Origin of the sequence: Legionella maceachernii (assembly GCF_900167045.1) — a bacterium.
Lineage (GTDB): Bacteria > Pseudomonadota > Gammaproteobacteria > Legionellales > Legionellaceae > Tatlockia > Tatlockia maceachernii.
This window is the reverse complement of the sequence record NZ_FUXJ01000004.1, coordinates 110,099-129,235: the sequence shown is the minus strand read 5'-3', so window position 1 is coordinate 129,235 and position 19,137 is coordinate 110,099. Positions and strand designations below refer to the sequence as shown.

The window sequence follows — 19,137 nt, the reverse complement described above, 5'->3', positions numbered from 1 at the left end:
CTAATTTCTCCTTCCATAAGCATAAACAGCAGCACAAGCGCCTTCAGAGGAAACCATGCAAGAACCAAGAGGATTTTGTGGTGTACATACTTTTGCAAACAGTTTGCAATCTGTCGGTTTTTTTATGCCGCGCAAAATGGCTCCGCAATCGCATTGTTTGTGCTCAACACCAAGAGAATCCGGCACTGAAAACCGTTTTTCAGCATCAAACTGCTCGTATACCGCTTTGATTTGCAAAGCACTTTCCGGAATAGTTCCTAACCCGCGCCATTCAAAATGTGAACGTAATTCAAACACCTCTCGCATCATTGTTTGTGATTTCAAATTCCCGTCTCGCGTAACCGCTCGCGTGTATTGAATTTCAACATCACTTCGACCTTCATTAATTTGCTCAATTAACATTAAAACGGAGTGCAACACATCGAGTGGCTCAAACCCCGAAATCACGATGGGTTTTTTATATACCTGGCTCACCGATTCATAAGCTTGGCTACCTGTTACAATACTTACATGAGCGGGGCCTATAAATCCATCCAACTGAGCAATGGGCTCTGCAGAAGTCTGCAAAAGGCAATTCATTGCTGCAGGCGTCAACACGTGATTGCAAAATACACTAAAATTAGACAACTCTAATCGTTTTGCTTCTTTAATCGCATAGGCCGTTGGCGGAGTGGTGGTTTCAAATCCGATAGCAAAAAAAATAACTTCTTTTTCAGCATTCTGTTGAGCTAAACGAAGCGCATCATCCACTGAATAGACCATCCTTACATCAGCTCCTCTCGCTTTTGCATGCAATAGGCTTTGTTGATGAGAGCCTGGGACCCGCAACATATCCCCATAACTGCAAAAAATTACATTAGGCAAGAAAGCTAAGGCGATCGCCTTATCAATGCGTTGAATGGGTAAAATACAAACTGGACAACCAGGCCCGTGGATCATTTCCACGTTATTGGGCAAAAGACTAGGAAGGCCATAACGATGAATGGTGTGGGTATGACCACCGCAGAATTCCATCAATCGGTAATTTCGTTTCGAAATAATACGATTGCTAATCGCATTCACGATGGCTTGGGCAAAATCCGCATTGCGAAAATCATCAATGTATCTCATTGTGCCTGTCCCTTCATTTCGGCAAACAGTTTTAGGGTCTTTTGTGCCTCTTCTTCATTCAGCTTAGTTAATGCATATCCCACATGGAGAATCACGTAATCCCCTTCACTGACTTGGTCTAATAAGGCAATTGAAATTTCTTTTTCAATTCCTCCTAAATTCACAAGTGCTCTTTGTGCGTCAAGCAATCGCATGATTTGAACTGGAAGCGCTAAACACATAGTGAGTCTGCCGTCTGATTGCCAGCTATCCAGGCTTGTCCTAATGAAATACCGCCATCATGCACAGGCAATTGCTGAGGCAAATACACCGTTAATCCATTATTTTCTAGCACCTTGGATAATCCCTCTGTGAGCACTTTATTTAAAAAACATCCCCCGCTGAGTAAAATGCGCTTGACCGATGTTTTTTTTACATACACCATAACCCAATCCGCTAAACCTGCAATCAATGTACCGTGGAACAAATTTGCACCCTCCTTAGGCTTTATATCCAGTAAATGCCTCATCATCGGTAAGAAATTAAATTGCTCTTGAGTAAAAGTCCAGCCATCGGAGAAAACTTCTGGGTATGTGACCAAACTTTCAAGCTGCATGGGTGCTTGCCCTTCGTAGTGGGAAATCGTATTAATCCCTAACAATGCACTTGCTGCATCGAAAAGACGGCCGCAACTGGTTGTAGTGGGTAAGGCAGCATGATTTTTAAGCCATTGCACAACGCCCAAAACTTGAGGTTGCTCCCCAAACCGCCGCAGAATTTCTTCCTCTTTTTTGAGGCAATGTAAAACCGCAGCGGCCATCCGCCAAGGTTCATGCACAGTACGCTCACCACCAGGCTGAGGGACAGGATAAAAATGTGCCAATCGCTGAATGGGTGTGCTTTTTTCCAAAAGAAACAACTCCCCTCCCCAAGCCTTGCCATCCCATCCGTATCCATAGCCATCGAGTGCTAAACCTAATGCTGATTCCCTAAGCTGATGTTCCGCGGCGACGGAAGCGAGATGGGCATGATGGTGCTGCACGGAAATAACGGGAAGAGCGTATTGGCTAGCCAAACGCGTGGTATAAAAATCAGGATGTAAATCACAGGCAATGCGTTCGATTTTGACATCAAGAAACCGCATCCAGTGAGTCAGTGATTCGTGAAAAAAATCGATGGTTTCTTTATTCGTTAAGCTGCCTATGTGTTGAGAAACGAAAGCCTCGTCTTCTCGTGTGATGCAAAACGTATTCTTCAAATGTCCCCCTAAAGCCAACGTCGAAGGCATGGAAAAAGGTAATTGAATGCTGATTGGCGAAAACCCTCGCGCACGGCGCACAAAATGAGGCGAATGATTAATAAAACGGATTACTGAATCGTCAACGCGGGATAAGATTTTGCGGTTGTAGGAAATGACCAAATCGGCAATAGCGATGAGTTCATTATGCGCCCTTTCATCGTCTGTCGTTAAAGGATTAGCGGCAATATTCGCGCTGGTTGCAATCAATACCCATGGGTGAACACCTTCTAACCAGCTCATTCCTTCAGGGGAACCCGCTAGCGCGTGAAACAGTAAATAATGTAAGGGGGAAGAAGGCAGCATCACACCTAAGCAAGATAAACTTGATGCAATGGTTTCAGGAAGCAATTCTTGCTTTTTTGTGAGTAGAACGATAGGGCGTGCTTGGCTTTCAAGGGCTTCCCGCTCTTTTGCACTGACCATGGCCCATTCTTCAGCGCTAGCCCCATTGAGCACCATTAAAGCCAAAGGTTTAGCTTCACGGTATTTTTTTCGACGTAGCCTTTGAATGGCATCTTTATTTCTAGCATCACAGAGCAATTGATACCCACCCACCCCTTTAAGGGCAATGATTTTTCCTTCAAACAACGCTTGAGCTATCGTTTGAATCGAAACAGAAAGCTCCGGACCACATTTTTTACAGGCAGTGGGTTGAGCGTGATAACGACGATTTGTTGGAGAGCTATAGTCTTGCTGACAAGCGAAGCATAAAGAAAATTCATCCATTGAGGTTTGGCGTCGATCGTAAGGTAACTCGCGAGTGATCGAAAATCGTGGCCCGCATTGTGTGCAATTTAAAAAAGGGTAATGATAATACCGGCTATTAGGATCAAAGAGTTCTGTTAAACAGTCAAAACAGGGGCTTGTGTCCGGGGAAATTATACTGCGTGAAGCCCCCTTTTTTTCACTGTCGATAATATGAAAGCCCTGTTCATGGGCAACTAAAGCAACCACACTTGTTTCAACCGCTTGAACTTGGGCTAACGGCGGTAATGAAATTAATAATTGCGGAAGAAAAGAAGAAGCTGACAAGCCTTGTACTTCAATCTGCACCCCTAATGCATTATTTTGCACCCAGCCAGTGAGCTTTAACTGCTGAGCAACTCGATACACGTGAGGACGAAAGCCAACACCCTGAACTTGACCTTTAATTAAAATGTGTAATCGTTCATCCATTCGCTTGGATCGCTTCTAACCATTCATACCACTTATCAAGGCCCACACCCGTTTTTGCTGAAACGGGTAGCACTTCAACGGTGGGATTAATCCTTTTTACATAGGCAATGCACTGAGTCATTTCAAAATCCACGTAAGGCAATAAATCCATTTTAGTGAGTAGCAATAAATCGGCTTTACGAAACATTTCTGGATACTTTAATGGCTTGTTATCCCCTTCGGCTACCGACAGAATAACCACTTTGTACGATTCGCCTAAGTCAAATAAGGCGGGACAAACAAGATTACCCACGTTTTCAATAAAAAGAAGCGAATGCTCTTTTAGTGGTAACTCTTCAATCGCATGGCCAACCATGTGCGCATCCAAATGACAAACTTTGCCTGTATTAATTTGAACGGCTTCTCCACCACTTGATTTGATTTTCTCAGCATCGTAATTGGTTTGTTGATCACCCACGATGACCGCGATATCTAGACGGTGTTTTAAGTCAGCAATGGTTTTGGCAAGTAAGCTGGTTTTACCTGAACCCGGGCTTGACATCAAATTGATAGCAATCACCTTCCTCGTTAAAAAAGCTTGATGATTTGCTTTGACGAATTCATTATTCTTGGCGAGAATTTCTTGCTCAATGGCAACAAGTTGGTCTGAATTGTGATGATGATGGGCATGAGGTCCATCGGCTTCTTGATGATGTGCATGCTTATCTCGCGAACAACCACAAAATCCACACATTAGTCCACCTCCATTGATTTAACCCGCAACTCCTCACCCTGAATTACTCTTAAAGAATAACGTCCACAACTAACACAGCCGTCATAATAATTTTTTAGCATAACAGTTTCATGACAAAAGTCACAGATTGCCTTTCCCTTCAATTTAATGATTTCTAAATTTGCATTTTCAGCTACACTGCCTTTCGCCAGAACATTAAAACTAAATCGCAGCGATGCTTCATCAACACCGGTTAACTCGCCAATTTCGAGATAAATGGTGCGAATGGATGAGCAACTCATTGTGGAGGCGCGTTCATTAATGATCTCAAGAATCGCACGAGAGAGTGTCAGTTCATGCATCTCAAAGTCCAATATTGTTTTTACAGAAGTTCTTAGTTGCTCATTTCAGCATACAACTAGAAACATATTACACGCTTTTCTATTCCAAATAGGACTCTCGCACGGAAAATTTTTCTTTTGGCAAACTAAAGTGCAATAGCTACCATTATTCATTTAGATTTTTTGGAATGCCTATGCTCCCATCTCGGCAACAATGGTTATTAACCCGGCTTCGATATCTTCTGGAAAAAAGAGAGGCCATTTCCAAAAAAGATGTCATTTTTGATGCGATTAAGCATTATTTAGATAATCGCCATAGAGCCTATGTAGCAGTTAAAAAAGAATTACTTTTTGAAATAAAATCTGTCAATCGTACCGATTTTAATCAGCGAAATAAATTTTATACGCGGCTTCAGCGTCGGGTTAATCAACAAATACCCTTTCCTATTACCTCTCCATACCTCGGGATTCCTGTCGAAGAACTTTATGAAATTGCTAATTTAATGGATGAAATCACTCTCCATCAAGAGCCCGATAAAATTAGAGAGGCGCTTCTACTTCCACGTAATAAGCATCGAGATATTCATCAAGAAATAACGCATTTATTTAATCCTGAACGAATAGAAGAAGCGAAACAAATTGCTTCTTATGCTCATGTCCTTCCTTCTGGTGGATTCAGCATATTCCTTAGTTCACTCAAAAGGACATTTTTTGAAGTCAATGCAGTTAACTTAGAACAAATCGCTATTAATTTTTCTGATCAAACTCATCGGATAACGGTGCGATTTTCTCATGACAAGGGCTGGGAATTAACAGACATTATCCAGGGTGAACCCAAGTATTATGATGATGAGCAGATTGCAGAAAAAATTATTGAGGCTTTACCCTATTGTCGCCAAGAACCGTTCTTACTCTTTTCCTGCGAATTTCATTCACCCAGCAAACTGGCCCATGAAGTGGGAGTATGCTTATCCATATGGCGCCAAACCTCTGCCATGCGAGCATTAAGCCAACCCACTTATGAAGAAGCAAATTTCAAAGCAGGTGGAAATTCTTTATCTTGGCTCACTCTTGCTGTTGAGACACAAGAGCTTAAAAAAATCATTGAACTTCTTCGCCATATTGAAAATTGGAGCGATTATGCCCCTCTTTTTCCTGCAATCTTGCATTTAGCCATTAAAGAAAATCACATTGGCTTAGTAAAATCTCTTTTGGAAAAAGGACTATCCGTCGATTGCATTCATGAGGGAAGAAACCCTTTTCACCTTGCAGCAGCTTATGGCCGGGTTAAAATTTTAGACTTACTCGCCGCCTATGCGCCTGGACAACATTTAAGTAAAATAATTAATAGTTATGATGAAGAGGGCTATACACCTTTGGCAATTGCAGTGGAAGAAAATTCTCGCGCGGTGCAAAAATTACTTTCTTACCCCCAAGTTTTACCCAATGCGCCTTGCCAAAACACAAAGACTCCCCTTAGCATTGCCGTAGGCAATCAGAATCTTGAGAGGGTAGTCATGCTTCTTAATTCAAGAGCGAATCCCAACACTCACTTTGATAGCGAAAATCGTACTCCCTTGCATCTTGCGGTGATGGTGCAGAATTCTAAGCTTGTTAAAATCCTTTGCCTGTATGGTGCAAAAATTCAAACTACTTTCTCTAGAAAGGGAAAAGAAATAACAACGCTAGCACTTGCTAATTCTATGCACGATAAGTCGATAGCTCGATTTTTAGCAGCAGAAATGAATTACAATCCACAAAGAGAAAAATCGATTGACAGGGCTGAACTATTAGAAATTATCGACATACTCATTGATAACATCGCTAATCAAAAAAATGGGCGCATAACAGACTGGTATAGTCATTGGAAGATAGAAAGGTTTGCAACCCTTCGCAACCGCCTGCAAAAAGAGCAAGGTCTCACACCGAGAGAAGAACAGCAGTATATTGACCAAATTCGAGAAGTTTGTGCCGAAAGAAGAAATTTTTTCCATTTTTGGTCGCAGCCTCACAGTGTGAACGAATTTGAAACTTTACTCGAACAAAAAAGCGTGCCCATTCAGGCAGAAATGGGGTGACGAAGAAAATTCCATTCATTGGATTTTTTCAGGCATTTACGTGCCGTGTTTTATGCATGGCGTCGAGCGATGATAAATAAGTTCAAAGCTAGATTTCTCGCATAAAATGCGGATCATACCTTTTTTACCTGAAACAATATTTTGCTATGATGAGTCCGATAAAAAATAAATTATTATTCTTGCCATTGCTTCTATAAGCAAGAACTCGACTAAGTAAGGATACTCATGCTAGCCAATACAACGACTTATTCACCCAGCCTCCTTATTTTTTTTGTCTTTGGATTAGGCCTTCGACATGGGCTTGATTTAGATCATTTAGCAACTATTGATTCAATCACTCGTAATTTAAAAGCCTATCATCAATTGTCAAAACGAGTAGGACTATTGTTTTCTTTGGGGCATGGATTAGTTGTGATTACGCTCAGTGTCATTATCAGTAATGGGTTTATTCGCTCCCAATTTCCAACCTGGCTTGAGCCTTTAGGAAGTTTTATATCAATCTTTTTCTTACTGGTTTTTGGACTTCTAACACTTCACAATCTTTTCCGTGATGGAACAAAATTCCACCTGCCAAGCAGCGTACAGCATTTTTTCATAAGCAAATTGAAGCGATTTAATGCCTTCTGGATTATACTGACTGGGGCCCTGTTTGCATTTTCCTTCGATACGTTTAGTCAGGTCGCACTGTTTTCTATTTCAATTTCTTCTTCAAATCATTGGACGTTTGCAGCCATTCTCGGATTAATTTTTATGCTAGGAATGATGGCAACCGATGGTTTAAATGGGCTTATGGTATCATTACTTATTCAACGAGCCGATAAATTATCTTTCTTTATTTCTCAATTTTTAGGAGTGGTGATCGCATGCTTTAGTCTTCTATTAGGCCTATTAGGCCTCTATACTGAATTAAATAAACTCAGCTAAGCTCAGGAGACTAATCATCGCCATTTGTGTGTCTACTACTAAGCAAGCCCTGAAATGGCAGTCGTACATTGCGCTTATTTCTTTATTAGCCATCTGCCTGCACTTTATTCTGGGTGCTTTCGCCCCAGAGATCGCTGATATCCCTTTATTATTCGTCATTATCCTTGGGGGAATACCTTTATTTTTTCAAATTCTAGTGAAGCTATTCAAAGGTAATTTAGGAGCCGATTCGCTGGCAGCCATTGCATTAATCACTGGTTTTATTTTGCATGAATACCTGGCTGCAACATTAATTATTCTTATGCTTGCGAGTGGGCAAACGTTAGAAATCTATGCTAGGCGCAAAGCAGCATCAGCACTGTTGGCTTTAGCTTCACGCATGCCCTCGCTGGCTCATCGTCAAAATAAGGGGCATCTTGAGGATATTCCTCTATCGAATATCGAAATTGATGATAAAATAATAATTTTTCCTCATGAAACATGCCCAGTTGACGGAGTAGTTACCCATGGGCAAGGCACCATGGATGAATCTTATTTGACTGGAGAGCCTTATCTCATTTCTAAGACACCAGGTGCTTATGTTTTATCCGGCGCCATTAATGGCGATGCTGTACTGACTGTGCAAGCCACCACCCTGCCCTCTGATTCGCGCTATGCGGCTATCGTCAAAGTTTTAGGGGAGGCGGAACAAAAGCGTCCTACACTCAGGCGATTAGGCGACCAAATAGGAGCTATCTTCGCTCCTCTTGCGCTTTTATTCGCATTTTTATCCTGGTATATCACCAAAGACGCGTTACGCTTTCTTGCGGTGTTGGTTATTGCCACTCCTTGCCCTTTATTAATTGCGATTCCCATTGTGCTAATCAGTGCCATATCCAAAGCCGCTAAACAGGCAATCATTATTAAAGATCCTGCCATTTTGGAGCAGCTACCCCTTTGTAAAACAGCGATTTTTGATAAGACAGGCACCCTTACCTATGGCAAGCCTACTTTAACCGAAATAGTCACCGTTGGGGATTATACAAAGCAAGCGATTTTGCAGTATGTTGCTAGCCTAGAACAATATTCCAAACACCCTCTTGCCAACGCTATTTTACAAGCAGCTCAAGAACAACATCTTGCTTTTCTTAACGCCTCTAATGTTTCAGAGAAACCGGGGCAAGGACTAATAGGCACCATTCAAAATCACAGCGTGATTATTACCAGTAGAAAAAAACTTCTGGAATCCAACCCATCTTGTAAAAATAAACTTCCACCCGCTTTACCTGGATTAGAGTGCATTATTTTGATGAATAATCAATACGCCGCTTCGCTGCATTTTCGCGACGCGCCACGCCTTGAGAGTAAGTCATTTATCAGTCATTTAGGCCCATTTCATCAATTTAAAAAAATCATGCTTGTTTCGGGTGATCGCCAATCCGAAGTGAGTTACCTCGCTCGTTTGCTCAACCTAACTGAAGTGTATGCCTCTCAAAGTCCTGAACAAAAACTGATGATAGTTCAGCAAGAAATAAAAAAAGCACCTACTGTTTTTATGGGAGATGGTATTAATGATGCACCTGCCCTCACTGCCGCCACTGTCGGTATCGCTTTTGGTCAACATAGCGCTATTACTTCAGAAGCAGCGGGAGCCATTATCATGGAAAGCACTTTAAGCAAAGTGGATGAACTCATTCACTTAAGCTTAAACACCCGCAAAATTGCTGCCCAAAGCGCGATTGGAGGCATGATGCTTTCTATCCTAGGGATGATGTTTGCTGCAGCCGGTTTTGTTCCTCCAGTGATGGGAGCCATACTTCAAGAAATCATTGATGTAGTCGCAATTATTAATGCATTAAGATTAGCATTGGGAAAACAAATTAAAATTGATCTGCCAAGCGAGCCAGTCGATTCATCCTCTGATTAAAAGAACCGGTAAAGTCGCGATTCTAAGGACTTTCTCAGCAACACTACCTAGAAAGAAGCGACTAATTCCTTGACGACCATGAGTACCAATAACAAGTAAATCAGCCTGCCAATCCTCTGCTTCGGAGACAATTTTTTCAGCAAGGCGCCCTTCTGAAAATTTAAGAATCACAAGGTGAGTATCAAAATGAATAGTTGACGCTTTCACTCGATGACTTATTTTTTTTAAGAGAGCTTGGCCTTCTGCTTTAAACGCAGCCCATAGTGTTTCAAAATCAATAAAACTATCGGCGTATTTAACTATGGACTCATCCACCACATAAATAATGCGCAAAAAAGCCTTTTGATCTTGTGCCAGTTCAACTGCTTCTTGCAAAGCATGATCGGATGTCGTACTACCATCAACTGCTACCATTATTTTTTTGTATTTCATCATTTTTCCTTATGTCTTAGCCTTCTGTTCACGCACAAGCAATACGGGCATGGTGGCGATCCGAATTACTTTTTCAGCAACACTTCCTAAAAACCAGCGGCTAAACCCTTTTCGTCCGTGTGTTCCAATAATTAATGTATCTGCACGCAAAGAGTCAGCTGTTGAAACAATTTTCTCAGCAAGCCGTCCTTCGTTGGGTTTAAGTTCAATCAGGTGGGTCGCGAAATCAATCTTCGCTGTGCTTAATTGAGTTTCTGCTTTTTCTAATATTTTTTTCCCGAACTCTTTGTGTGCGTTCCACAACCAATCAAATTCAACATACTCATCAACTTGATTAAAAATGGTTTCGTCGATCACATGAATAGCGTGCAATTTTGCATTCAGATCTTGGGTTAACTTAATCGCTTCTTTCAAAGCAAGTGTAGAACAATCACTTTCATCAATAGCCACTACAATAGTTCCATGCTTCATGCTCTTTCCCTGTTTTACACGGATATACTTATATTAGTTCAAAATACTAAAATGGATTAAACTTAAATAAAATCCGAGGTGATATCAATAAAAAGGTTGGGCCTTGGTCAACGGTACTGCTTTAATGCATAAGACAAAAGGACTTCATCATGCCTGAATACAATATTCGACTTTTATGGGAACGCGGGACAGAAGATTTCAATTATCAAACCTACAACCGCAAACACACTGTCTTTTTTTACGGTGGACCAAAGTTAGAGGTCAATTCGTCGGCTCACTTCATCCGTAATCCTCAATTCCATTGTCCTGAGGAATTACTCACAGCCTCTCTTTCAAGTTGTTTTCTTCTTACTTTTTTATCATTATGTGCCCAAAAGGGATATATCGTCGATAGCTATTCCGACCGTGCCACTTGTACCATCGATGAAACTAAGCATACCGTTTCCCATATTATTCTCTGCCCTGTGGTTTCGTTTAAAAATGAAAGCAAACCTGATCAAAAGGAGATGGACCAACTTTTTGAAGCCACCCATAATCTTTGCTTTATTGCTAATTCACTGAAATCGAGTATTACTGTGAAGCCTAAATTGGTAGAGGAAGAATAAAATGTCCTAAATAACTAGGAATAATATGCAGAAAGACTTAGGAATATTATTAACATTAAAGCCCTCTCAAGCATTGCATGAATTAGAAAGTTCCTTTCAAGGACTTACTGGGGCAGAGGCTAAAAAACGGTTTGACACCTATGGCCCCAATAAAATTGTCTCACAAGCTTATCGCTCACCTATTTTAGAAGCCCTTTCTCATTCAACAAATCCTCTGGTGATCATCTTAATTATTGCTGCCCTTATTTCATTTTTTACTGGCAGTTCAATTAATGCTGCGATTATCTTAATTGTGGTCGGTATCAGTATTGCGCTTGATTTTTTTCAAACTCATCGCTCTCTCGTTGCCGCACAAAAATTACAGCTATATGTCGCAATAAAAGCGACTGTATTACGAGACGGGATCGAGTGTAATTTACCCTGTAGTGAATTGGTACCCGGAGATGTTATCTACTTAGCTGCTGGAGATATTGTTCCTGCTGATTGTTTATTACTGCAATCTAAAGACTTGCACGTGCAACAAGCAGCCCTCACGGGAGAATCGCTGCCAGTAGAAAAAGAAGCCACGACAACGGCAACTCGCTTAAAAAACCCTGCTGAAGCCATAAATGGTATTTTTTCAGGATCTTCTGTTGTCAGCGGACATGCCAGTGCACTCGTCTTAATGACGGGAAAAGACACTCTATTTGGGCAAATTGCCCAAAGTTTATTAGTTACCTCGGCACAAACCGAATTTGAAAAAGGAATATTACATTTCGGTTTTTTTATCATGAAAACCGTTATTTTCCTTATTCTTTTCGTCTTTTTAGTCAATATTTATCTTAAACATCCCCCTCTGGAATCGTTACTGTTTTCTATTGCTCTAGCCGTAGGACTTACACCCGAATTTTTACCCATGATTACCACAGTCACTTTGACAGCAGGTGCTTTAAACATGGCAAAGCAAAAAGTGATTGTTAAAAACTTAGCGTCCATACAAAATTTTGGCAGCATTGACATTTTGTGCTCTGATAAAACAGGCACGTTGACTCAAGGTGAAATGACCTTAGAAAAATACACGGATATTTCTGGAGAAAAGTCAGAGTATGTCTTGTTGTTAGCCTATTTAAGCAGCTTATTTAGTACCAACATAAAAAATCCTTTAGATAAAGCCCTGCTTAATAAATCAGGCATTAACCCTTTAGATGCAGCGATTTTGCATCATGAACATCCTGCTCAACAAGGCTATGTAAAAATCGATGAAATTCCCTTTGATTTTGAGCGAAGACGTTCAAGTATCGTGGTGGATAAAAGCGGAACCCACTTTATCATTTCTAAAGGAGCGCCTGAAAATATAATTAACATTTGCACAAAATATAAGACCGATGACGAAGAAAAACCACTCGATGCGAAAGCAATCAAACAAGCGTTGGATTTCTTTCACTCTCTAAGCCAAGAAGGATATCGAGTATTGGCCGTTGCATATCGCCGAGCAACAACGAAAACAAGCTATAAGATTGAGGATGAGCACGAGTTAATTCTAGTTGGTTTTTTAGCTTTTTTTGATCCCCCCTTAGACGACGTTAAAGAAACCATTGCCAAGCTAAAACAGGCAGGGGTAAAGGTTAAAATAGTAACAGGCGATAATGAGCTAGTTACTCACCATGTTTGTGACAAAGTTGGCCTTTTAACCAAAAAAATAGTACTAGGCAGTCAGATAGAATCTATGTCTGATTTAGCCTTAGCAAAAGTCGTAGAAAAAACTGAAATTTTTGCACGCGTTTCCCCCCATCAAAAACAGCGCATTATAAGAGCGCTTAGGGCAGATGGTCATGTTGTTGGGTATCTCGGGGATGGAATCAATGATGCCCCTTCGCTTCATAGTGCCGATGTAGGTATTTCTGTTTCAGGTGCAGCTGATGTCGCTCGGGATGCGGCTCATATTATTTTATTAGAACATGATTTAAACGTTTTATTAAATGGGATTATGGAAGGACGAAAATCCTTTGGAAACATCATGAAATATTTAATGATGGGCACCAGTTCAAATTTTGGTAATATGCTCAGCATGGCATTTGCCTCTCCATTTTTGCCTTTTTTACCCATGAAACCAACTCAAATTCTTCTTAATAATCTACTTTATGATATCTCACAAATTTCTATTCCCACTGACAATGTGGATTCAAGTTTCATTAATAAACCCAAACATTGGGATATCAACCTCATCCGCAAATTCATGTTCTATATTGGCCCTATTAGCTCTCTTTTTGATTTTATTACTTTTGGCGTTATGCTTTATTATTTCAAAGCGTCAGAGGCCTTATTCCAGACTGGCTGGTTTGTCGAATCTTTAGCAACGCAAACGTTGGTCATTTTTGTTATTCGAACAGTCAGATCACCGCTTAAAAACAAACCAAGTGTTCCATTACTATTTACTGTTTTAACCGTGGTTTTCTTTAGTATTTTATTGCCCTTTAGCCCCTTAGCTGCCTCTTTAGGATTCGTTCCACTCCCCGTTTCTTTTTTTATCTTCTTAATCATTGCAACAGTGAGTTACCTTTATTTAGTAGAAGTAATTAAAAACAAATTAATGTGGCGATGGCTCAAAACAGGAAAAGCTTAAGTAGCTCATCAACTCCCCTCAACTAATCTCGTTTAATCGTCACAACGTGAGGAATTGCTCGCGCGTAAGAAACTGCATATGCCAACGCGCCTTTTGATACAGCATGAATTCGATATAGCACATCCCCTGGCTCAACATGAATTCCTAAGGGAGAAAAAAATTCGATCCCTGCTGCTGTATCATTAGGTGCTCCAGCTAATTTAGCCACTTTGGCTAATTGCCTGTTTTGAATCTCAATCACTTGCCCTTTGTGAGTGGCAACGATGTCATAGGTTAAAGAAGCGTTGGGTGGCTCTTTAAAGCCGCCTTGTGCTTCGCAAATAGCTAAAAATTTTTTAAAAGCAGCACCGCTTTCTATCAGCTGCTTGGCCATGTGCTCACCCATCCCTAGTTGAGCTTTTTTCCCCATTTCCAGAATAGCACCGGCTAATGCAATCGCTTTATTTTTCAAGTCTCTTGAAAGTGAAGCATGGTTTTGCAAAACAGCTAAAATATCCTTTGCTTCCAATGCTGGCCCAATTCCTTTTCCAACCGGCTGAGTACCATGGGCTTTTATAACCATCACTTCCATACCCATGGCTTTACCTACGATGGCAAAATATTCTTTAAGTCTTAAAAAGGCTTGTTCTGAGCGAATTTTGGCCGTTGACCCTACTGGCACATCAAGTACCACATGAGTGACACCCATGGCTGCTTTTTTCGATAACACAGAAGCAATCATTTGTCCTTCGGAGTCGAGATCTAAAACCCGCTCAACACGAATCAGCATGTCATCCGCAGGGCTAATCCCTATCGCCCCACCCCAAATCATACATCCTCCCTCTTTTTCAACAACACGTCGAATTTGCCTTAAATCCAAGGTCACTGGGGTCATCGTTTCAATGGTATCTGCAGTACCAGAAGGCGAGGTAATGGCGCGTGAGGAGGTTTTGGGGATAATCAAACCTGCCGCAGCAACAATGGCAACGATGATTGGCGTGGTTCTGTTTCCCGGGATACCGCCAATGCTGTGCTTGTCCACTACCGTAGAGTAATTCCAAGCAATCTGTTTTCCTGCCTGCACCATTGCCTGCGTTAAATCGATAATCTCTCTTAAACTCAAATGATCGCCTGCACAAGCAGTAACAAAGCTCGATAAATGGATATTTGAGTATTTCCCGGCCACAATGTCTTGAATAACTGCTTTAAATTCAGCAGCGGAGAGGGCATTTCCGTGGATTTTTGAGCGCACATATTCTAACGAAGTCACAGGGGAAAGATGCAACAACTCCACTAAGTCTCCCTCGTTTACACCTAACTCCTTCCAGGCACTTTCGGATAAACTGACCTCATCCTGTTTCAAAATTTCAGACTTTATGACGTTCAAAGTCGCAATGATGGCATGATGATTCGCTGAAACAACGAGTCGAGTTAATGATTCAAACCCTTCCGATTTACAAATAAAGCAGTTTGAGTGGGTGAAAACAGTCAATTCTTGTTGCGTATCGATCCCTAATCTGACTAATTTTAAGCAGTTATTTGGCATCTCTTTCTACCTGAGTTGTAAAAGGGAGTATTAAACAAGTGATTTTTTAGCCAATAAAAGCGTGGGATCTTCTTTCATCGCCTTCATGGAAAAACCTAAATTTTTTGCCAACGCTAACATAGCAAGATTCGCTGACATAATGACTCCTTCCACCGTTCTTAAATTTTTGCTTTTAGCAACCGCCATCAAATTTGACAGTAAATGACTCCCTATTCCTTTATTTTGCCATTGATCAGCAATAACTAAAGCAAATTCGCAAGTTTGAAAATCGGGATAGACATTGTAATGGGCAATTCCAATAATTGCCTCTTGCGCGTTGTTTGGGATCACAGCCACCATTGCCATTTCGCGATCGTAATCAATTTGCGTTGTTCTTTTCAGCATTTCAGGCGTCAATTCGCGCAGCCCCCCCATAAAACGAAAATATTTTGTTTGCTGAGAAAGTTGCCGAATAAAATTTTGCTCTGAGGTTGCATCTTCAGGTCTGATGGGCCTAATGGTAATGGGGGTACCATCCGCCAATTGCCAATGAGAAATTAAATGCACTGGATAGGGATGGATGGCGAGATGGCTATAAGGAATAAGTGGCGTTTCAAAGTTAATCACAATGCGCGCATCCACTGCAACCACTTCCTTATCATTTGCAATCAGCGGGTTGATATCCATTTCTTCAATTTGAGGTAGTTCGCAAACCATTTCAGAAATGCGCAATAACAGATCTTCGACAGCAGCAATATTCACGGCAGGCTTATTGCGAAATTCCCCTAAAAGTTTTGCAATGCGGGTGCGGGCGATTAAGTTTTCAGTCAGGTATTTATTGAGTGGAGGCAATGCAATGGCCCGATCTTGCATGATTTCAATCAAACTTCCCCCCGCTCCAAAATTAATTGTGGGACCAAAAACGGGATCCTTAATCACCCCCACCATCAATTCGCGGTCATTCGCAGTCTTGTACATGGGTTCTACAGTAACCCCAATGAGCGTTGCATTCGGCAGCTTCTTTTTGGCATTGTCGATTAACTGATAAAAAAAGGCTCTCACCGCCTCAGCGTTGGTGATATTAAGCTGCACACCGGAAACGTCCTGCTTATGAGTGATATCGGGTGAATAAATTTTCATTACCACTGGAAATCCAAGCGACTCCGCTGCAATTAAGGCTTCTGTAGCAGTTCGAGCAAGTAAAGTTTGGGTGATGGGGATACCAAAAGCCCGTAAAATTGCCTTTGACTCGGTGGTGGTCAGTATTTTTCGATGCTCTGCGATAGCGCTCTCTATGATGAGTTGTGCACCATTAATATCCGGTTGGCTTTGGTACGAAAGTGGTTCAGGGACTTGCAGCAATAACTGCTGATTATGGTGATAAGTTGCTAAATAAGAAAACGCTTCCACAGCCATTTCAGGGGTGCTGAACGAAGGAATTTTATGCTGGGCAAAAAAATGATTTGCTTTCTCAACCTGAGTTTTACCCATCCAGCACGTTAAAATCGGTTTATCACTTTGTTGGCTTATCGCGTTGACTTGTTCGGCCACTTTAAGCGGCTCAGACATGGAAACTGGAATAAGAATGGTTAATAGTCCATCACAATTTTCATCTTTCAAACACGCGCTCATGACCTGTTGGTATCGCTCTGGCGTGGCATCGCCTAAGATATCAATAGGGTTATGGTGTGACCAGTGACGAGGGAGTACAGAATCCAAATATGAAATGGTGTCATTCGTTAATTCAGGCAAAGGAATATTAAGATCAGCAGCCCGATCAGCGGCCATAACCCCCGCGCCACCACCATTCGTAAGGATCATCAGTCGCTCCCCTTTGCTGCGGCGAGAGCTTGAAAACACTTCGGCTGCTGAAAATAATTCCTTGATGCTTGCCACTCTCACCACACCCGCTCGGCGCAATGCCGCATCAAAGACATCATCCGCACCAATCATCGCCCCTGTGTGAGAAATAGCAGCCCGGGTGCCTTGAGAATTTCGACCTGCTTTAATGGCAATGATGGGTTTTAAGCGCGAAGCGGCCCGCAGTCCACTCATGAATTTACGAGCATTACGTATTCCTTCGATGTAAAGCAAAATGCAATCGGTTTTTGCATCAAGCGCCAAATAATCGAGTACCTCACCAAAACCAATATCAGCGCTATTTCCTAAGGAAACTACAGAAGAAAACCCAACCTGCTCTTGAAATGCCCAATCTAAAATTGCAGCACATAGAGCCCCAGATTGTGAAACAAACGCTAAATTTCCCGACAAAATAGGACTGCTTTCAAAAGTCGCATTTAACCCTATGAAAGGGTTTCTTATTCCCAAACAGTTAGGACCAATAAAGCGGATTTTAAATTGTTGGGCCAGCTCGATGATCGTTTGCTCAAGCTCTTTACCTCTTTCCATGGACTCCCCGAATCCTGCAGAAAGAATAATGGCATGCCGCACGTTTTTTTCTCCACACTCTTTCATGACTTGTGGAACACAAGCGGCAGGCGTGGTAATGACGGCAAGATCGATCGGTTGGCTAATTTTTTTAACAGAAGAAAAACACGGTTTACCTTGGATCATCTTGTGTTTAGGATTCACAGGAAACACCTTACCTGAAAAATCAGCAAGTAAATTACTGAACACTTTAGCGCCAACTGACAAAGGTTTATCGCTCGCGCCGATGACGGCAATGGAGTGCGGATTAAATAACTTATCTAGGTAATGGATTTCCATAAACGACTTCCGTTGTAATAGCTCGTACCTTCTTGTACTCCTACGCCCAAAGATGGAGCGGGTGATGGGAATTGAACCCACGCTATCAGCTTGGGAAGCTGAAGTTCTACCATTGAACTACACCCGCTCTAATAACGACTCCGCTCAAATAAGCTTATATCATATCCTTATTACCCACTAAATTAAAATCAATCCGGTAGAAATTATTATACAGCAAGGTTATCGTTGCTTATTTTAAAGCGAATTGACAATCTAATCTTAAGATGGACGCGGAGAAGTTTGTGTGGACTATGCATGCCGCTTCGCTATAATGATTAAATTTTATGCTTCTGAGACCTTATGAAAAATTCATTAAAAAGCAGTTATGCTTTCTGGATAAAAGAAAGCTATCTTAAAGAAGATAAACGCTTATATAAAGCAGAAGCAAAAGTAATGCTCGCTGGACTAAAAAAGGATATCCATTTTGATGAATTACTTACTCTTGTTGAGAGCACCCTCAACAAAATCCCAAAAGGAGTCGAATTTTTTTCAAAAGGGGATTCATTCGCTACAAAATTAAAAGAATGGCATGTTGATCTTCTTCAACGACAACAAGACTATAAACAATTTGATCTAAGCAACTTAAACAGCGAAGCAGTTGCCGATGAAGTTAAACCTTTACTCAATCTTCTTAAAACGATTATTGAGGACCCCTCTTTTTTAATGCATACGCGCGCCCAGACTATTCTCAAAACGATCAGTAAGCTAGAGCAACTACAGAAAACCCTCTCTTACATTGCTCAGTTGCCTGAAGCAATCTTGTCGCCTGAGGCTCAAAAAAAATCTTATAGCACTGCTCATAAGGGTACTATGCAACTCTATGACAATCATCAAGCCACTTATCTTGAAAGCAATAGCTTAAGCCTTATGGCCAATGGTTTATTAGTGAATTGCCTTGAAGTCTATCAAGATCTCCAACAGGAGGAGCCGAAGACAAAGAAATGCCTTATTATGTGACTAAAGCGATTCATTAATGGATAAGAGAATTGTTAGGCAATTCAAGTTGTCCATGTATAGATTATGCTGTGAAACCGTGAATTTAATCCTTTCGCGCGACAATCAACACATCATCCTGAGCAAAAGCGAAGGACCTCTCGACTCCTGGCAGTAGCTTGCCACAGGAGATCCTTCGCTTCGCTCAGGACGACAATCAACACGTCATCCTGAGCAAAAGCGAAGGACCTCCCGACTCTTGGCAGTGGCTTACCCCAGGAGATCCTTCGCTTCGCTC

General features: G+C 41.4%; 15 protein-coding genes and 1 tRNA gene. 6 read left to right on the top strand and 10 right to left on the bottom strand.

The features are described from left to right. Genes hypD through hypA form a run of 5 tightly spaced genes read right to left on the bottom strand, consistent with a single transcriptional unit; the run spans position 1 to position 4,639 of the window. Positions 1 to 1,110, bottom strand: coding sequence for a hydrogenase formation protein HypD (gene hypD, locus B5D33_RS03800; RefSeq protein ID WP_058451463.1), 1,110 nt, complete (start codon positions 1,108 to 1,110; stop codon positions 1 to 3). Beyond that, positions 1,107 to 1,331, bottom strand: coding sequence for a HypC/HybG/HupF family hydrogenase formation chaperone (locus B5D33_RS03795; RefSeq protein WP_058451464.1), 225 nt, complete (start codon positions 1,329 to 1,331; stop codon positions 1,107 to 1,109). Before B5D33_RS03795 ends, hypD begins: the two co-directional genes overlap by 4 nt. Continuing rightward, the gene (gene hypF, locus B5D33_RS03790) at positions 1,322 to 3,565 is read right to left on the bottom strand and encodes a carbamoyltransferase HypF (RefSeq protein ID WP_058451465.1); all 2,244 of its coding nucleotides are present in this window, start codon (positions 3,563 to 3,565) and stop codon (positions 1,322 to 1,324) included. Before hypF ends, B5D33_RS03795 begins: the two co-directional genes overlap by 10 nt. Next, on the bottom strand, positions 3,558 to 4,298 hold the full coding sequence (gene hypB / locus B5D33_RS03785; RefSeq protein WP_058451466.1) for a hydrogenase nickel incorporation protein HypB: 741 nt from the start codon (positions 4,296 to 4,298) through the stop codon (positions 3,558 to 3,560). Before hypB ends, hypF begins: the two co-directional genes overlap by 8 nt. Next, on the bottom strand, positions 4,298 to 4,639 hold the full coding sequence (hypA, locus tag B5D33_RS03780) for a hydrogenase maturation nickel metallochaperone HypA (protein ID WP_058451467.1): 342 nt from the start codon (positions 4,637 to 4,639) through the stop codon (positions 4,298 to 4,300). The genes hypB and hypA overlap by 1 nt, the downstream gene beginning before the upstream one ends. Positions 4,640 to 4,812: 173 nt before the next feature. Between hypA and B5D33_RS03775 the strand changes: the two genes are divergently transcribed. From B5D33_RS03775 to B5D33_RS03765, 3 genes are all read left to right on the top strand, one after another. Beyond that, entirely contained in the window at positions 4,813 to 6,696 is a 1,884-nt protein-coding gene (locus B5D33_RS03775) for an ankyrin repeat domain-containing protein (RefSeq protein ID WP_058451468.1), read from the top strand. A 225-nt stretch (positions 6,697 to 6,921) separates the two neighbouring features. Continuing rightward, positions 6,922 to 7,620, top strand: a complete 699-nt coding sequence (locus B5D33_RS03770) for a HoxN/HupN/NixA family nickel/cobalt transporter (RefSeq protein WP_058451469.1) — start codon at positions 6,922 to 6,924, stop codon at positions 7,618 to 7,620. Between the two features lie 28 nt (positions 7,621 to 7,648). Further along, a complete protein-coding gene (locus B5D33_RS03765) occupies positions 7,649 to 9,526 on the top strand; it encodes a heavy metal translocating P-type ATPase (RefSeq protein WP_078767325.1) in 1,878 nt (625 codons plus the stop codon). Here B5D33_RS03765 and B5D33_RS03760 read toward each other — a convergent pair. Further along, entirely contained in the window at positions 9,512 to 9,961 is a 450-nt protein-coding gene (locus tag B5D33_RS03760) for a universal stress protein (protein WP_324610524.1), read from the bottom strand. The two genes, B5D33_RS03765 and B5D33_RS03760, sit on opposite strands and share 15 nt — an antisense overlap. A gap of 6 nt (positions 9,962 to 9,967) precedes the next feature. Then, the gene (locus B5D33_RS03755; protein ID WP_058451472.1) at positions 9,968 to 10,429 is read right to left on the bottom strand and encodes a universal stress protein; all 462 of its coding nucleotides are present in this window, start codon (positions 10,427 to 10,429) and stop codon (positions 9,968 to 9,970) included. Positions 10,430 to 10,578: 149 nt separating this feature from the next. On the opposite strand from B5D33_RS03755, the gene B5D33_RS03750 reads away from it, so the two are divergent. Both B5D33_RS03750 and mgtA read left to right on the top strand, forming a co-directional pair. Next, on the top strand, positions 10,579 to 11,034 hold the full coding sequence (locus B5D33_RS03750; protein ID WP_058451473.1) for an OsmC family protein: 456 nt from the start codon (positions 10,579 to 10,581) through the stop codon (positions 11,032 to 11,034). 25 nt (positions 11,035 to 11,059) lie between these two features. Further along, on the top strand, positions 11,060 to 13,636 hold the full coding sequence (mgtA, locus tag B5D33_RS03745; RefSeq protein ID WP_058451474.1) for a magnesium-translocating P-type ATPase: 2,577 nt from the start codon (positions 11,060 to 11,062) through the stop codon (positions 13,634 to 13,636). A gap of 22 nt (positions 13,637 to 13,658) precedes the next feature. Here mgtA and B5D33_RS03740 read toward each other — a convergent pair whose 3' ends face one another. From B5D33_RS03740 to B5D33_RS03730, 3 genes are all read right to left on the bottom strand, one after another. After that, positions 13,659 to 15,161 carry a thymidine phosphorylase family protein gene (locus B5D33_RS03740; protein WP_058451475.1) on the bottom strand — a complete coding sequence of 501 codons (1,503 nt, stop codon included), beginning with the start codon at positions 15,159 to 15,161 and terminating at the stop codon, positions 13,659 to 13,661. A 30-nt stretch (positions 15,162 to 15,191) separates the two neighbouring features. Then, positions 15,192 to 17,867 carry a bifunctional acetate--CoA ligase family protein/GNAT family N-acetyltransferase gene (locus tag B5D33_RS03735; protein ID WP_058451476.1) on the bottom strand — a complete coding sequence of 892 codons (2,676 nt, stop codon included), beginning with the start codon at positions 17,865 to 17,867 and terminating at the stop codon, positions 15,192 to 15,194. Between the two features lie 53 nt (positions 17,868 to 17,920). Further along, positions 17,921 to 17,994: transfer RNA gene (locus tag B5D33_RS03730), tRNA-Gly, on the bottom strand. A gap of 212 nt (positions 17,995 to 18,206) precedes the next feature. Between B5D33_RS03730 and B5D33_RS03725 the strand changes: the two genes are divergently transcribed. Then, on the top strand, positions 18,207 to 18,863 hold the full coding sequence (locus B5D33_RS03725) for a hypothetical protein (RefSeq protein ID WP_058451477.1): 657 nt from the start codon (positions 18,207 to 18,209) through the stop codon (positions 18,861 to 18,863). Positions 18,864 to 19,137 lie beyond the last annotated feature (274 nt).

Bases quoted from the DNA above. Each gene is read 5' to 3' on its own strand.
- B5D33_RS03725 (WP_058451477.1), top strand. From the start codon at position 18,207: ATGAAAAATTCATTAAAAAGCAGTTATGCTTTCTGGATAAAAGAAAGC.
- mgtA (WP_058451474.1), top strand. From the start codon at position 11,060: ATGCAGAAAGACTTAGGAATATTATTAACATTAAAGCCCTCTCAAGCA.
- B5D33_RS03735 (WP_058451476.1), bottom strand. From the start codon at position 17,867: ATGGAAATCCATTACCTAGATAAGTTATTTAATCCGCACTCCATTGCC.
- hypF (WP_058451465.1), bottom strand. From the start codon at position 3,565: ATGGATGAACGATTACACATTTTAATTAAAGGTCAAGTTCAGGGTGTT.
- B5D33_RS03775 (WP_058451468.1), top strand. From the start codon at position 4,813: ATGCTCCCATCTCGGCAACAATGGTTATTAACCCGGCTTCGATATCTT.
- B5D33_RS03795 (WP_058451464.1), bottom strand. From the start codon at position 1,331: ATGTGTTTAGCGCTTCCAGTTCAAATCATGCGATTGCTTGACGCACAA.
- hypD (WP_058451463.1), bottom strand. From the start codon at position 1,110: ATGAGATACATTGATGATTTTCGCAATGCGGATTTTGCCCAAGCCATC.
- hypB (WP_058451466.1), bottom strand. From the start codon at position 4,298: ATGTGTGGATTTTGTGGTTGTTCGCGAGATAAGCATGCACATCATCAA.
- B5D33_RS03740 (WP_058451475.1), bottom strand. From the start codon at position 15,161: ATGCCAAATAACTGCTTAAAATTAGTCAGATTAGGGATCGATACGCAA.
- B5D33_RS03760 (WP_324610524.1), bottom strand. From the start codon at position 9,961: ATGATGAAATACAAAAAAATAATGGTAGCAGTTGATGGTAGTACGACA.
- B5D33_RS03755 (WP_058451472.1), bottom strand. From the start codon at position 10,429: ATGAAGCATGGAACTATTGTAGTGGCTATTGATGAAAGTGATTGTTCT.
- B5D33_RS03750 (WP_058451473.1), top strand. From the start codon at position 10,579: ATGCCTGAATACAATATTCGACTTTTATGGGAACGCGGGACAGAAGAT.
- B5D33_RS03770 (WP_058451469.1), top strand. From the start codon at position 6,922: ATGCTAGCCAATACAACGACTTATTCACCCAGCCTCCTTATTTTTTTT.
- hypA (WP_058451467.1), bottom strand. From the start codon at position 4,639: ATGCATGAACTGACACTCTCTCGTGCGATTCTTGAGATCATTAATGAA.